Origin of the sequence: Streptomyces chisholmiae, assembly GCF_031845445.1 — a bacterium.
Taxonomy (GTDB): Bacteria; Actinomycetota; Actinomycetes; order Streptomycetales; family Streptomycetaceae; genus Streptomyces; species Streptomyces chisholmiae.
The window spans coordinates 113,038-128,886 of record NZ_JAVREO010000003.1 but is presented as its reverse complement, the minus strand read 5'-3'; the positions used below and the strand labels follow the sequence as shown (position 1 = coordinate 128,886).

Sequence of the window (15,849 nt, the reverse complement as noted above, 5' to 3'; positions counted from 1 at the left end):
CGTCAGGACCTACCGAGTTCGTCGTCGAGCAGCGCGAGCAGTTCGTCGGCGGAGGCGGTGCGCGCGTCCGGGCCGGCGTCGGTGGTTTCGGGGCGGGAGTGGGTCTCGTCCCAGCGGGTGAGCAGGGCGCGGAGGCGGGCGCCGATGTCGGCGCGCTGGGTGTCGTCCGGGGTGAGGACGGACAGCGCGGACTCCAGGCGGTCCAGCTCGGTGTCGATGGACGGGCTCTGGCCGCCGGGGAGTTGGGTGAGGACGTGGTCGGCGAGGGCGGCCGGGGTGGGGTGGTCGAAGACGAGGGTGGCGGGCAGGTTGAGTCCGGTGGTGGCGTTGAGGATGTTGCGGTACTCGACGGCGGTGAGGGAGTCGAACCCGAGGTCCTGGAAGGCCCGTTCGGGTTCGATGGTGCGGCCGCCCGGGTGGCCGAGGACGGCGGCGGCCTGTTCGCGGACCAGGTCGAGGACGGCACGGGCGCGGTCCTCCGCGGGGAGGCTGGCGAGGGTGGCGGCCAGGTCGGCGGGTTGGGTGGTCTCGGCGGTGGAGTCGGTTGGGGCGCCGGGGAGTTCGCGGAGCAGCGGGCTGGGGCGGACGGCGGTGAAGCCGGGGGTGAACACCGCCCAGTCGACGTCGGCGACCAGTTCGGTCGGGGCGCCGTGCCGGATGGCCCGGTCGAGGGCGGCGACGGCCCGTTCGGGGCTGAGCGGCGGCAGGCCGCGGCGGCGCAGCGCTTCGCCGAGCGGCCCTTCGGCCATGCCGCCGCCGTCCCACGGGCCCCAGGCGACGGCGGTGGCGGGCAGCCCCTCGGCGGCGCGCTGTTCGGCGAGCGCGTCGAGGTAGGCGTTGGCGGCGGCGTAGTTGGCCTGGCCGGGTGCGCCGAAGGTGGCGGCGACGGAGGAGAAGAGGACGAACGCGGTCAGTTCGTGGTCGCGGGTGAGTTCGTGCAGGTTGACGGCGGCGTCGATCTTGGGGCGGAGCACGGTGTCGAACCGGTCGGGGGTGAGGGAGGTGAGGACGCCGTCGTCGAGGACGCCGGCGGCGTGCACGACGGTGCTGAGTGGCTGGTCGGTGGGGAGGGTGGCGAGCAGGGCGGCCAGCGCGTCCCGGTCGGCGGCGTCGCAGGCGGCGATGGTGACGTGGGCGCCGCGGGCGGTGAGTTCGGCGGCGAGTTCGGCGGCGCCTGGCGCTTCGGGGCCGCGCCGGCTGGTGAGCAGCAGGTGGTCGGCGCCGCGGTCGAGTAGCCAGTGGGCGATGTGCCGGCCGAGGGAGCCGGTGCCGCCGGTGACGAGGGCGGTGCCGGTGGGCCGCCAGTCGGTGGCGGGGCCGGTGGGGGCGGGCAGCAGCCGTCGGGCGTAGGTACCGGCGGGGCGGAGGGCGACCTGGTCCTCGGCCGGCTGGCCGGTCAGGATGCCGGCGAGGCGGGCGGCGGCGGCCTCGTCGAGGCGTTCGGGCAGGTCGATCAGGCCGCCCCAGCCGGCCGGGCGTTCCAGGGCGGCGACCCGGCCGAGGCCCCAGAGGGTGGCCTGGTCGGGCCTGGCGGGCGGGTCGGCGGCGCCGACGGTGACGGCGCCGCTGGTCGCGCACCACAGGGGGGCGGCCAGGTCGGTGTCGGCGGCGGCCTGGACGAGGGCGAGGGTGGCGGGCAGGCCGCCGGCCGGCTGGGCGGGGTCGAGGGCGAGGAGCGAGAGGACGCCGGCGGCCGGCCCGGCGGCGGTGAGCAGGGCGGTCAGCGAGGCCCGGTCGGGGGTGTCGCCGGTGTGGAGGGGGATGACGTGGGCGCCGTGCCGGGTGAGGGCGTCGGCGACGGGGGCGGTGCCGGTGCCGTCGCGGCTGACCAGCAGCCAGTCCCCGGTGAGGGTGGCCGGGGCGTCGTCCACGGCTTGCCAGGTGGCGCGGTAGCGCCAGCTGTCGGCGGCTGCGTGGGCGGCCTGTTCGCGGCGCCATTGGGACAGCCGGGGCAGCACGGCGGCGATGGGCTCGTCCGGGGCGATGGTGAGGGTGTCGGCGAGGCCGGTGAGGTCGCCGTCGGCGACGGCGGTCCAGAACCGTTCGTCGACGGCGGAGCCGGGGCCGGTGGGCCGGCCGGTGGGGGGCTTGGGCCAGAACCGTTGGCGGCGGAAGGCGTAGGTGGGCAGGTCGATGTGGCGGCCGCCGGGGGTGAGCACCGACCAGTCGACGGCGACGCCTCGGGTGTGCAGGCTGGCGACGGCGGTGGTGAGGGCGAGTGGCTCGCTCCGGTCGGGGGTGGGCAGGGTGGGTAGGAAGGTGGCGTCGGGGGTGGTCTCCCGGCCGAGGGCGGTGAGGGTGGTGCCGGGCCCGATCTCCAGGAAGAGGTCGGTGTCCTCGTGGCCGAGGGTGTCGACGGCGTCGGCGAAGCGGACGGGTTGCCGCGCGTGCCGGACCCAGTAGTCGGGGTCGGCCAGTTCCTCGGGGGTGGCCCGTTTGCCGGTGAGGGTGGAGACCAGGGGGAGGGTGGTCGGCTGCGGGCTGACGCTGTCGAGTACCCGGCGGAAGTCGGCCAGCATCGGGTCCATCAGGGGTGAGTGGAAGGCGTGGCTGACCTTGAGGTGGGTGACCTTGCGACCTGCCGTCCGCCAGTGGTCGGCGACCGCCTCGACGTCCTGGGCGGGGCCTGAGATGACCACGGCGGAGGGGCCGTTGATGGCGGCGATGGCGACGGTCTCGGTGAGGGTGGGGGTGATCTCGGCCTCGGTGGCGCGGATCGCGGCCATCGCGCCGCCGGCGGGCAACGCCTGCATCAGGCCGGCGCGGGCCGCGACCACCCTGGCGGCGTCGGCCAGGGACCACAGCCCCGCGACGTGGGCGGCGGCCAGCTCGCCGATGGAGTGGCCGGCCAGTACGTCGGGCCGGACGCCCCAGGACTCCAGGAGCCGGAAGAGCGCGACCTCGACGGCGAAGAGCACCGGCTGGGTGACCCCGGTCCGGTGCAGCGCCTCCTCGTCGTCGCCGTGCAGCGTCGCACGGACCGCCGGGTCGAAGTGCGCCAGCGCCTCGTCGAGCGCCGACGCGAACACGGGGTAGGCGGCGGCCAGTTCACGGCCCATGCCGAGTCGCTGCGCGCCCTGACCGGAGAAGAGGAAGCCCAGCCGGTGCCCGGCGGCGGTGCCGGTCACCAGTCCGTCGGCGGTGCGGCCGGCGGCGAGGGCGGCGAGCCCGGCCAGCAGGCCGGCGCGGTCCTGGCCGAGGACGACCGCGCGGTGGTCGAGGGCGGCGCGGGTGTCGGCCAGGGTGCGGGCCACGTCCAGTGGGCGCAGCTCGGGGTGGGCCGTCAGGTGGGCGTGCAGCCGGGCGGCCTGGGCGGGCAGCGCGTCGGTGCCGCGGGCGGCGAGTGGCAGCGGCAGCACGGGCGGTTCGGGCGGCTCCGGCGCGGTCGGGGCCGGTTCCTCGACGTCCGGGGCCTGTTCGATGACGGCGTGCGCGTTGGTGCCGCTGAACCCGAAGGACGAGATGCCGAACCGGCGCGGCCGGTCGCCCGCCGGCCAGGGGCGGGCCTCGGTGAGCAGCTCGACGCCGCCGGCGGACCAGTCGACCCGCGGGGTCGGTTCGGTGACGTGCAGGGTGCGGGGCAGCACCCCGTGGCGCATGGCCTGCACCATCTTGATGACGCCGGCGACGCCGGCGGCGGCCTGGGTGTGGCCGATGTTGGACTTCAACGAGCCGAGCCAGAGCGGGTGTTCGGCGTCCCGGTCGCGGCCGTAGGTGGCGAGCAGGGCCTGCGCCTCGATGGGGTCGCCGAGGGTGGTGCCGGTGCCGTGCGCCTCGACCGCGTCCACGTCGGCGGCCTGGAGCCCGGCGGCGGCCAACGCCTGCCGGATGACGCGCTGTTGGGAGGGGCCGTTGGGGGCGGTCAGCCCGTTGGACGCGCCGTCCTGGTTGACGGCCGAGCCCCGCACGACGGCGAGCACCCGGTGGCCGGCGCGGCGGGCGTCGGAGAGCCGCTGGAGCACCAGCACGCCGACGCCCTCGCCCCAGCCGGTGCCGTCCGCGCTGTCGGAGAACGACTTGCAGCGGCCGTCGGCGGCCAGGCCGCGCTGCCGGCTGAAGTCGATGAAAGAGTCCGGGGTCGACATCACCGCGACGCCGCCGACCAGCGCCAGCGAGCACTCCCCCGCCCGGAGCGCCTGGGCGGCCCAGTGCAGGGCGACCAGCGAGGACGAGCAGGCGGTGTCCACGGTGACCGCCGGGCCGGTGAGGCCGAAGGTGTAGGAGACCCGGCCGGAGACGACGCTGGCCGCGTTGCCGGTGCCGATGTAGCCCTCGACGCTCTCCCCGCTGGCGGCCAACAGGGTGCCGTAGTCCTGCATGTTGGTGCCGGTGAAGACGCCGATGTCGCGCCCGTGGGCCGCCGTCGGGTCGATGCCGGCGCGTTCGAACGCCTCCCAGGAGGTCTCCAGCAGCAGCCGCTGCTGCGGGTCCATGGTGAGCGCCTCGCGCGGCGAGATGCCGAAGAACTCCGGGTCGAAGCGGTCGGCGTCGGGCAGGAAGCCGCCGGAGCGGGTGTAGGTGGTGCCCTGGTGGTCGGGGTCCGGGTGGTAGAGGGCGGCCAGGTCCCAGCCCCGGTTGGCGGGGAACTCGGTGACGGCGTCCACCTCGTCGCGCACCAGCCGCCACAGGTCGTCGGGCGAGTTGACGCCGCCGGGGTAGCGGCAGCTCATGCCGACGATGGCGATTGGCTCGTCGGCGGCCACCGGGCCGGCCTGGCGGTGCGCGGAATCGGTCGCTCCGGTCAGCTCGGCGTCGAGGAACGCGGCCAGCGCGGCCGGTGTCGGGTAGTCGAAGACCAGGGTGGCGGGCAGCGTCAACTCGGTCGCCCCGGTCAGCTGGTTGCGCAGCTCGACGGCGGTCAGCGAGTCGAAGCCCAGTTCCTTGAACGGGCGGTCGGCGGCGACCGGGTGGGCGGTGCCGTGGCCGAGGACGAGGGCGGCGTGGGTGCGGACCAGTTCGCCGAGGGTCCGCGCCCGGTCGGCGTCGGTCAGGCCGGCCAGCGAGCGGGCCAGCGCGGAGCCGGCGGCGGCCAGCGCCTCGGCGGCTGCGGTGCGGCGGGGCGCTTCGGAGGGGGCGCCGGTGTCGGGTGGGGCGCCGCCGACCAGGGCGGCGCCCTCGGGCCAGTACCGGGTCCGCTGGAAGGCGTAGGTCGGCAGTTCGACGCGGTTGGCGCGCGGGGCGCCGAGGATGGCCGGCCAGTCCACCGGAACGCCCCGGACGTGGGCCCTGGCCAGCGCGGTCAGCACCGCCGTCGGCTCGGGTCGGTCGCCGCGCAGGGTGGGGACGAACGCGGCCTCGGGGGCGGTCTCCTGGCCGAGTGCGGAGAGGGTGCCACCGGGGCCGACCTCGACGAAGGTGGTCACGCCCTCGGCGGCGAGGGTGGCGACGGCGTCGGCGAACCGCACCGGCTCGCGTACCTGCCGCACCCAGTAGTCGGGGTCGGCCAGTTCCTCGGGGGTGGCGGGCCGGCCGGTGAGGGTGGAGACCAGGGGCAGGGTGGGCGGCTGGTAGCTGACGCTGTCGAGCACGTGCCGGTAGTCGGCCAGCATCGGGTCCAGCAGCGGGGAGTGGAAGGCGTGGCTGACCCGCAGCCGAGTGACCTTCCGACCTGCCGCCCGCCAGTGCTCGGCGACCGCCTCGACGTCCCCGGCCGGGCCCGAAACGACCACGGCGGACGGGCCGTTGACGGCGGCGATGCCGACGCCGTCGGTCAGGGTCGGCGTGATCTCGGCCTCGGTGGCCCGGATCGCGGCCATCGCGCCGCCGGCCGGCAACGCCTGCATCAGGCCGGCCCGGGCCGCCACCACCCTGGCGGCGTCGGCCAGGGACCACAGCCCCGCGACGTGGGCGGCGGCCAGCTCGCCGACGGAGTGGCCGGCCAGCACCTCGGGCCGCAGTCCGAAGGACAGCAGCAGCCGGTGCAGCGCCACCTCGACGGCGAAGAGCGCCGGCTGGGTGACGCCCGTCTCGTGCAGCGGCGCCTCGTCCGCGCCGTGCAGCGCGGCCCGGACGGCCGGGTCGAAGTGCGCCAGCGCCTCGTCCAACGCCGACGCGAACACCGGGAAGTGGTCGGCCAGTTCGCGGCCCATGCCGAGCCGCTGCGCACCCTGCCCGGCGAAGAGGAAGGCGAGCGAGCCGGGGCCGGCCGTCCCGGTCACCACGTCCGGCGTGGGCCGGCCGTCGGCCAGCGCGTCGAGGGCGGCCAGCCGGGCCTCCTGGCTGTCGGCGAGGACCACCGCGCGGCTGACCAGCGCCGCCCGGCTGGTGGCCAGCGCCAACGCGGCGGCCACCGGGTCGGGTTGGGCGAGCGCGGGGCGCAGCCGGCCGGCCTGGGCGCGCAGCGCCGCCGGGCCGTGCGCCGACAGCGGCCAGGGCAGCACGGCGCCGGCGGGCGACGCGGTCGGCGACTCGGCTCGCTGGTCGGGCTCCTGGGGCGCTTCGGGGGCCTGTTCGACGATGACGTGCGCGTTGGTGCCGCTCACCCCGAAGGAGGAGATCCCGGCCCGGCGCGGCCGGTCGGTCGCCGGCCAGGGGCGGGCCTCGGTGAGCAGCTCGACCCGGCCGGCCGACCAGTCGACGTGCCGGGAGGGCTCGTCCACGTGCAGGGTGGGCGGCAACTCCCCGTGCCGCAGGGCGAGGACCATCTTGATCACGCCGACCACGCCGGCGGCGGCCTGGGTGTGCCCGATGTTGGACTTGACCGAGCCGAGCCACAGCGGCTCGCCGTCGGGCCGGCCCTGGCCGTAGGTGGCCAGCAGCGCCTGTGCCTCGATCGGGTCGCCGAGCCGGGTGCCGGTGCCGTGCGCCTCGACCGCGTCCACGTCCGCGGTGGTCAGGCCCGCGCTGGCCAACGCCTGCCGGATGACGCGCTGTTGGGACGGGCCGTTGGGGGCGGTCAGGCCGTTGGACGCGCCGTCCTGGTTGACCGCCGAACCCCGGACGACGGCGAGGACCTGGTGGCCGTTGCGGCGCGCGTCGGAGAGCCGCTCCACCAGCAGCAGGCCGACGCCCTCGCCCCAGCCGGTGCCGTCGGCGGCGTCCGCGAACGCCTTGCAGCGGCCGTCCGTCGCCAGCCCGCGCTGCCGGCTGAACTCCACGAAGACGCCCGGCGTGGACATCACCGTCACCCCACCGGCCAACGCCAACTCGCACTCCCCCGAGCGGAGCGCCGCCACCGCCTGGTGGAGCGCCACCAGCGAGGACGAGCAGGCCGTGTCCACCGTGACGGCCGGGCCCTCCAGGCCGAAGGTGTAGGAGATCCGGCCGGAGATGACGCTGGCCGCGCTGCCGGTGCCGACATAGCCGTCCACCTGCTCCCGGGCGGCCGTCAACAGCGGCGCGTAGTCCTGGCCGTTGGTGCCGACGAAGACGCCGGCCCGGCTGCCGCGCAGGGTGTCCGGGTCGATGCCGGCCCGTTCGAACGCCTCCCAGGAGGTCTCCAGCAGCAGCCGCTGCTGCGGGTCCATGGCCAGCGCCTCGCGCGGCGAGATCCCGAAGAAGTCGGCGTCGAAGCCGCCCACGTCCGTCAGGAACGCGCCGTGCCGGCTGTAGGTGGTGCCGGGGTGCGCCGGGTCCGGGTCGTAGAGCGCCGCCACGTCCCAGCCGCGGTCGGTGGGGAACTCGGTGACGGCGTCCCGGCCGTCGGCGAGCAGCCGCCACAGGTCCTCGGGCGAGTCGACGCCGCCGGGGAAGCGGCAGGCCATGCCGACGACGGCGATCGGCTCGGCGGCCCGCTCCTCGACGTCGCGCAGCCGTTGCCTGGTCTGCCGCAGGTCGGCGGTCAGGCGCTTCAGGTAGTCGAGGACCTTGTCGTCGTGCGACATGTGCGTGCTACCCCTCTTGGTGGAGTCCGTGGTCGTCCGGGTCGGCGTCCGCGGCGCGGGTCAGGAGTCGAGTTCGCCGTCGATGATCTGGAAGACGTCGTCGAGCGTCGCCGCGCCGCTCAGGTCGTCGGCCGGCCCGGCCGGCTCCCGGCCGTCGGCCGCCCGGCCGTCCCAGGCGGTCAGCAGCGACCGCAGGCGCAGCCGGATGTCGCCGGCCAGCGCGTCGTCCGGGTCGAGCTTGGCGATGGACACGGTCAGCCGGTTCAGCTCGCCGAGGACCTCGGCGGCCGGCGTGGCCGACCCGGCCAGCAGCGTGGTCCGCAGGTGCGCGGCGAGCGCCGCCGGGCTCGGATGGTCGAAGACCAGCGTCGCCGGCAGCCGCACCCCGGCCTCCGCGTCCAGCCGGTTGCGCAGCTCGACGGCGGTCAGCGAGTCGAAGCCCAGCTCCTTGAACGCCCGGTCGGGGTCCACGGCCGCCGGCCCGGCGAAGCCGAGGACCGCCGCCGTGTGGCCGCGGACCAGCCGCACCAGCGCCCGGTCCTGCTCGGCCTCGGTCAGGCCGGCGAGCCGCTGGGCCAGCGGCACCGCGCCGGCGTCGCCGCCGACGCTGGCGGCCCGGCGGGCCGGCGCCGGCACCAGGCCGCGCAGCAGCGGCGGCACCCGGTCCGGGTGGGCCCGCAGCGCCGCCAGGTCCAGCGCGGCGGGCACCGCCGTCGCGGCGCCGGTGGCGCGGGCCGCGTCGAACAGCGCCATGCCGTCCTCGGCGGCCAGCGGCAGCATGCCGCCGCGCGCCAGCCGCCGCAGGTCGGCGTCGGCCAGGTGCTCGGTGAGGCCGCTGGCCGCCGCCCACAGGCCCCAGGCCAGCGAGGTGGCGGGCAGCCCCGCCGCCCGGCGGTGCTGGGCCAGCGCGTCGAGATAGGCGTTGGCCGCCGCGTAGTTGCCCTGCCCTGGACCGCCGAAGGTGCCGGCAGCCGCCGAGAACAGCACGAACGCGGACAGGTCCAACTCGGCGGTCAGCTCGTGCAGATGGCGGGCTGCCTCGACCTTGGGGCGGAAGACGGTGGCCAGCTGATCGCCCGTCAGGGAGGTGATCGTGGCGTCGTCCAGCACGCCGGCCGTGTGCACCACCGCCGTCACCGGATGCTCGGCCAGCAGCGCGGCGACCGCGTCCCGGTCGGCCAGGTCGCAGGCCACCGCGGTGACCCTGGCGCCCAGCTCGGTCAGCTCCCGGCACAGCGCGTCGGCGCCCGGCGTCGCCGGCCCGCGCCGGCCGACCAGCACCAGCTCCCGCACCCCGTGCCGGGCCACCAGGTGTCGGGCGGTCAGCGCGCCCAGCGTGCCCAGGCCGCCCGTCACCAGCACCGCGCCGGCCGGCGCGAACGCCGCCGGCGCCCCGGCCGGCGCCGCCAGCCGGGCCAGCCTCGGCACCGAGACGACGCCGCCACGGACCGCGGCCTGCGGCTCGCCGGCCGCCACCACGGTGGGCAGCGCCCGCGCCGATCGGTCGGCGCCGTCCACGTCGACCAGCGTGAACCGGTCCGGATGCTCCGACTGGGCGGACCGCACCAGCCCCCAGACGGGGGCCCGCACCAGGTCCGGCACGTCCTCGTCCGGCCCGGCCGCCACCGCCCCGCCGGTCACCAGCACCAGCCGGGACGCGGCGAACCGGCCGTCGGCCAGCCACCCCTGGAGCAGGTCGAGGGTCTGCCGGGCGGCGTCCACCGGGGTGGTGGCGCCAGCCGCCACCGGCACCGCCACCCAGCGCGGCGCCGGCGCGCCACCGTCGAGGGCGGCCGACAGCCCGGCCAGATCGGGGTGTTGGTCGACCGGCGCGCCGGCCGCGGCGAGCGCGCCCGCCAGCCGCCCCGACGGGTCGCCCAGCACCGCCCACGCCCCGGGGTCGGGCGCGGCGTCCGCCATCGGCACCCACTCCACCCCGAACAGCGCGTCCCGGTGCGCCGACCTGGCCAGGTCCAGCTGCTCGGCGGAGACCGGCCGGACGCTCAACTCGTCCACGGCTGCGACCGGTTGGCCGGCCCCGTCGGCGACGAGCAGCGCGACCGCCGACACCCCGACCGGGGTCAGCCGGACCCGCAGCGCGGTCGCCCCGGTCGCCACCAGCCGCACCCCGGTCCAGGAGAACGGCAGCCCGTCCACCGGCGTCAGCTGCCCGGCGGCGGCGTGCAGCGCCGCGTCCAGCAGCGTCGGGTGCAGGTGGTAGCCGTCCTCGGCAAGGCCGTCCGCCACCTCCACCTCGGCGTACAGCTCGTCGCCCTTCCGCCAGGCGGCACGCAGCCCGCGGAACGCCGGGCCGTGGTCCAGCCCGGCGGCGGCGACGGCCGGATAGTGGTCGGCCAGCTCGACCGGCTCCGCCTCGGCCGGCGGCCAGGCCACCAACTCCCCGGTCACCGGCGCCGCGTCGGCCGCCAGCCGGCCGGTGGCATGCCGGGTCCAGCCGCCGCCCCGATCACCCCGGGAGTCCACGGTGAACGCCCGCCGGCCCGCCGCGTCCGGCCCGGCCAGGCTCAGCCGCAGCCGCACCCCGTCCCGCTCGGGCAACACCAGCGGCGCCTCCAACACCAGCTCGTCCAGCGCCGCGCAGCCCACCTGGTCGCCGGCGCGCAGCGCCAGGTCCACATAGGCGGCGCCGGGCAGCACCGTCGAACCCAGCACCCGGTAGTCCGTCAGCCACGGGTGGCTGCGCGCGGACAGCCGCCCGCTGAACACCAGCCCCTCGGAGTCGGCGAGTTCGGTGACGGCGCCCAGCACCGGGTGCGCCACCCGGCCAAGACCGGCCGCGGTCACGTCCCCGGCGGCGGTCGGCGCCGCCGTGGGCCAGAACCGCTGCCGCTGGAACGGGTAGGTCGGCAGCACCACCCGCCGCGCGGCGGGCAGCGGCCACGCCACCCGACCGCCTCGGGTGAACAGACCGCCGGCGGAGAGCAGCAGCCGGTGCAGGCTGCCGTCGCCCCGGCGCAGCGATCCCGCCACCACGCCGTCCGCGCCGAGCAGTTCACCCAGCCCGGCCACCAGCACCGAGTGCGGGCTCACCTCGACGAAGGTCCGGTGGCCGGCCGCCGCCAGCGCGGAGACCGCGTCGGCGAACTCCACCGTCCGGCGCAGGCTCCGGTACCAGTAGTCGGCGTCCAGCTCGGCGGTGTCCAGCCAGTCGCCGGCCAGCGGCGAGTAGTACGGCACGTCGCCGGAGCGCGGCGCCACCCCGGCCAGCCCGGCCAGCAACTCCGCCTCCACCGAAGCCACCTGGTGCGAGTGCGGGGCGTAGTCCGCCTTGACCCGCCGCGCCCACACGCCGCGCTCGGCGCACTCCGCCACCAGCTCGTCCAGCGCGTCCACATCGCCGGACACCACCACCGACGCCGGCCCGTTGACCACGCCGACCGCGAGCCGCCCCTCCCAGCGGGTCAGCAACTCCCGTACGGCGGCCACGTCCAGCGCGACGGAGACCATGCCGCCCCGGCCGGCCAGCGAGGCCAGCGCGCGGCTGCGCAGCACCACCAGCCGCGCCGCGTCGCGCAGCGACAGGGCGCCGGCGACACAGGCCGCCGCGATCTCGCCCTGCGAGTGCCCGAGCACGGCGGCCGGTTCGACGCCCCAGGACCGCCAGGTGGCGGCCAGCGACACCATCACCGCGAACAGCGCCGGCTGGACCACGTCCAGACGCTCCATCAGGTCCGGGTCCACGATGGCGTCCAGCAGCGACCAGTCCACGAACTCGGCCAGCGCCGCCGCGCACTCGGCCATCCGGTCGCGGAACACCGGTGACTGGGCGAGCAGTTCGCCGGCCATGCCGAGCCACTGGGTGCCGTGCCCGGGGAAGACGAAGACCACGCCGGCACCCCGGCCACGGGCCACGCCGGTCACCAGGTTGGGCGCCTCGCGCCCCTCGGCCAGCGCGGCCAGCCCGGCCCGCAGCTCGGCCCGGTCCCGGCCGACCAGCACGGCCCGGTGGTCGAAGACCGTCCTGGCACGCAACGCCTGGGCGATGTCGGTGAGTTCGAGGTCGGGGACGTCCGGGGTCGCGGGTTCGGGGGCGGTCGCGGCCAGCAGCCGGGCGGCCTGCGCGCGCAGCGCCTCGACGGAGCGCGCCGACAGCACCCACGGCACGGCCGCCGGCGGCGCGTCGGTCGCGGGCTGGGTCGTGGTCCCGGACTCGGTCCCGGTCCCGGACTCGGACTCGGACTCGGTCGAGGGCTCGGGCTCGGGGGCCAACTCCGCTACGGCCGGCGCCTGTTCGATGATGGTGTGCGCGTTGGTGCCGCTGAACCCGAAGGACGAGACCCCGGCCCGGCGGGGCCGGTCCACGGCCGGCCAGGCCCGCTCGTCGGTGAGCAGCTCCAGCGCCCCGGCGGACCAGTCGACGTGCGGCGACGGCTCGTCCACGTGCAGCGTGCGGGGCAGCACCCCGTGCCGCATGGCCAGCACCATCTTGATGACCCCGGCGACGCCGGCCGCCGCCTGGGTGTGGCCGATGTTGGACTTCACCGAGCCCAGCCACAGCGGTTCGCCCGCACGCCCCTGACCGTAGGTGGCCAGCAGCGCCTGCGCCTCGATCGGGTCACCCAACGTGGTGCCGGTACCGTGCGCCTCGACCACGTCCACGTCCGCCGTGCCGAGACCCGCGCTGGCCAACGCCTGCCGGATCACCCGCTGTTGGGACGGACCGTTGGGCGCGGTCAGCCCGTTGGACGCGCCGTCCTGGTTCACGGCCGAACCGCGGACCAGGGCGAGCACCTGGTGCCCGTTGCGGCGCGCGTCGGAGAGCCGCTCCACCAGCAGCATCCCGATGCCCTCGCCCCAGCCGGTGCCGTCCGCGGCGGCGGCGAACGCCTTGCACCGGCCGTCCACGGCCAGCCCGCGCTGCCGGCTGAACTCGATGAACGCGCCCGGCGTGGACATCACCGTCACCCCGCCGGCCAGCGCCAGCTCACACTCGCCGGAGCGGAGCGCCGCCACCGCCTGGTGCAGCGCCACCAGCGAGGACGAGCAGGCCGTGTCGACCGTGACGGCCGGGCCCTCCAGACCGAAGGTGTAGGAGAGCCGGCCCGACATCACGCTCGCCGAGCTGCCGGTCGCCGCATACCCTCCGACGTCCTCGGCCGCGCCGCCCAACACCGTCGCGTAGTCCTGCATGTTGGAGCCGACGAACACGCCGACCCGCTCGCCGCGCAGGGCGTCCGGGTCGATCCCGGCCCGCTCGAACACCTCCCAGGAGGTCTCCAGCAGCAACCGCTGCTGCGGGTCCATCGCGAGCGCCTCCCGGGGCGACAGCCCGAAGAAGCCCGCGTCGAACTCCGCCACCCGGTCCAGGAAGGCGCCCACTCGGGCGTACGAGGTCCCGACCGCCGCCGGGTCCGGGTCGTAGAGCCCCGCCAGGTCCCAGCCCCGGTCGGTGGGGAACTCGGCGACCGCGTCGCCGCCCTCGACCAGCAGCCGCCACAGGTCCTCCGGCGAGGCGACCCCACCGGGGAACCGGCAGCCCATCGACACGATCGCGATCGGGTCGTCCGCCACGCCGCTCGTCCCTGGGGCGACGGCCGGCGCCGGGGCCGCGCCGTCGGGCACCCCGTCCAGCAGCGCCGACAGCAGGTGGTCGGCCAGCGCCGCCGCGCTCGGGTAGTCGAAGACCACCGTCGCCGGCAACGCCAGCCCGGACGCCGCCACCAGCCGGTTCCGCAGCTCCACCGCCGTCAGCGAGTCGAACCCCAGCTCGCGGAAGGCCCGTTCGGGGTCCACCGCGTCGGCCGACGCGTGCCCCAGCACGGCCGCCGCCTCCGCCAGCACCAGCGCGCGCACCAGCTCCCCGCGCCGCGCCGGGTCCAGGCCGGCGAGCCGGGCCCGCAGCGCGGCCCCCGCGCCGCCGTCCCCATCACCGGAACCGTCACCGGCCCCGTCACCGTTCCGGTCGGCGAGCGCGGCCCGCGCCTCCGGCAGCTCGGCCAGCAGCCGGCTCGGCCGTCCCACCGTGAACGCCGGCGCGAACCGCTCCCAGTCCACGTCCACCAGCACCGTGCCGGCCGCGCCGCCGCCCACCGCGTCGGCGACCGCGTCCACCGCCAGCTCCGGGGCCAGCGCAGGCAGCCCCCGCCTGGCCAGCTGCCGGCGGGCCTCCGCGTCCGCCATCCCGCCGCCGTCCCAGGGGCCCCAGGCCACCGCCGTGCCCGGCAGCCCGCGCGCCACCCGGTGCGCGGCCAGCGCGTCCAGGTAGGCGTTGGCCGCGCCATAGGCGCCCTGCCCGCCACCGCCCCACACGCCGGCGATCGACGAGTAGGCGAGGAACGCGTCCAACGGCACGTCCGCCAGCAGCTCGTGCAGGTGCGCGGCGCCCGCCACCTTGGCGGTGACCGCGTCCGCGAAGCCCGTCAGGTCCAGCTCACCCACCGGCGCCCCGTCGTCGGTACCGGCCGCGTGCACCACCGCGCGCACCTGGTCGCCGGCCGCGGCCAGCCGGTCCAGCAGCGCCGCCAGCCCGTCCCGGTCGGCGATGTCCACCGCCGCCACCGTCACCCGCGCACCCAACGCCACCAGCTCGGCCTCCACCTCGGCGGCACCCGCCGCCGCCGGGCCGCGCCGGCTCACCAACACCAGATGCTCCGCCCCCCGCTCCGCCAGCCACCGCGCCGTCCTGGCACCCAACGCCCCCAGACCACCGGTCACCAGCACCGTCCCGCGCGGCACCCACCCGGCGCCGTCCGCCGACCGCCCGGCCCGCCGCAGCCGCCGCGCGAACCCGGCCGCGCCGCGCACCGCGACCTCGTCCTCCCCGCCGCCCAACAGCCCGACCAACCGGTCGGCCACCGTCCCGTCCCACACCGCCGGCAGATCCACCAACCCGCCCCACCGGTCCGGGTGTTCCAACGCCACCGCCCGACCCAGCCCCCACACCAACGACTGGCCGAAGCCCGTCACCTCGTCGCCCTCGACCGCCGCCGCCGCGCCCGCCGTCAGGCACCACAGCGGCGCCGACAGCGCGGCATCACCCAACGCCTGCACCAGCGCCAGCGTGGCCGCCACCCCGTTCGGCACCGCCGGGTGCGCCGGGTGCGGTGCCTCGTCCAACGCCAACAGCGAGAGCACGCCGTTCAGTTCGCCGTCCGCCCCGGGGGCGACGGCGGCGGTCAGCGCCGCCGCCAGGCCGGCGCGGTCCCACGCGTCCGGCTCGACCAGCGTCAGGTCGAGACCCCGCTCGGCAAGCAGGCCACGCAGCACGGCGGCACGCTCCTCGCCCGGCGGTGCCACCAGCAGCCAGCGGCCGACCGCCGGCACCAGGGCCCGAGCCTGGACCGGCTGCCACTCGACGGCGTAACGCCAGCCGTCCACCGTCGACTTGGCCCGGTTCGCCCGCCGCCACGAGGACAACACCGGGGCCGCCGCGCGCAGCGCCTCGGCCGCCGCCTCGTCGGTGATCCCCAACGACGCGGCCAGCCCGGCCGCCTCCGCGCCAGCCGAGTCCGCCGAGTTCTCCAAGTCCTCCAACGCGGCCCAGAACCGCGCCTCGTCCACATCCGCCGGCCCGGGCTCGCCGGCCCCGGCCGGCGCGTCCAGCCAGTAACGCTGGTGCTGGAAGGCGTAGGTCGGCAGCTCGAGCCGGGGGGCGTGGGCGGTGTCGAGGACGGTCGGCCAGTCGACGCCGATGCCTCGGGTGTGGGCTTGGGCGAGGGCGGCGAGCAGCGCCGGCTCCTCCTCGCGGTCGGCGCGCAGCGCCGGGACGAACGCGGCGTCGAGGCCGTCCGGCGTGGCCTCCTGGCCGAGGGTGGTGAGGGTGCCGCCGGGGCCGATCTCGACGAAGGTGCGGATGCCCTGGTCGGTGAGGGTGGCGATGGCGTCGGCGAAACGGACCGTCTCGCGGACGTGCCGGACCCAGTAGTCGGGGGTGGCCAGTTCCTCGGCGGAGACGGGCTGGCCGGTGAGGGTGGAGACCAGGGGGAGGGTGGTCGGCTGGTAGCTGACGCTGTCCAGCACGTGGCGGAAGTCAGCCAGCATGGGGTCCATCAGCGGGGAGTGGAAC

At 77.0% G+C, this 15,849-nt stretch carries 2 protein-coding genes (1 of these 2 only partly in view); both read right to left on the bottom strand.

What is annotated here, in order from left to right:
• Positions 1-2 precede the first annotated feature (2 nt).
• Complete coding sequence (locus RM844_RS05725; protein ID WP_311665485.1) at positions 3-7,823, bottom strand: type I polyketide synthase; 7,821 nt, start codon at positions 7,821-7,823, stop codon at positions 3-5.
• Between the two features lie 60 nt (positions 7,824-7,883).
• On the bottom strand, positions 7,884-15,849 hold the end of the coding sequence (locus tag RM844_RS05720) for a type I polyketide synthase (protein ID WP_311666148.1). Its footprint extends 21,347 nt past the window's final position; 7,966 of the gene's 29,313 nt are visible here — the last part of the coding sequence; its start codon lies beyond the right edge, outside the window; the stop codon is at positions 7,884-7,886.

What these genes read in the sequence shown, in the direction of transcription:
- RM844_RS05725 (WP_311665485.1), bottom strand. Translation starts at nt 7,823, where the DNA reads ATGTCGCACGACGACAAGGTCCTCGACTACCTGAAGCGCCTGACCGCC.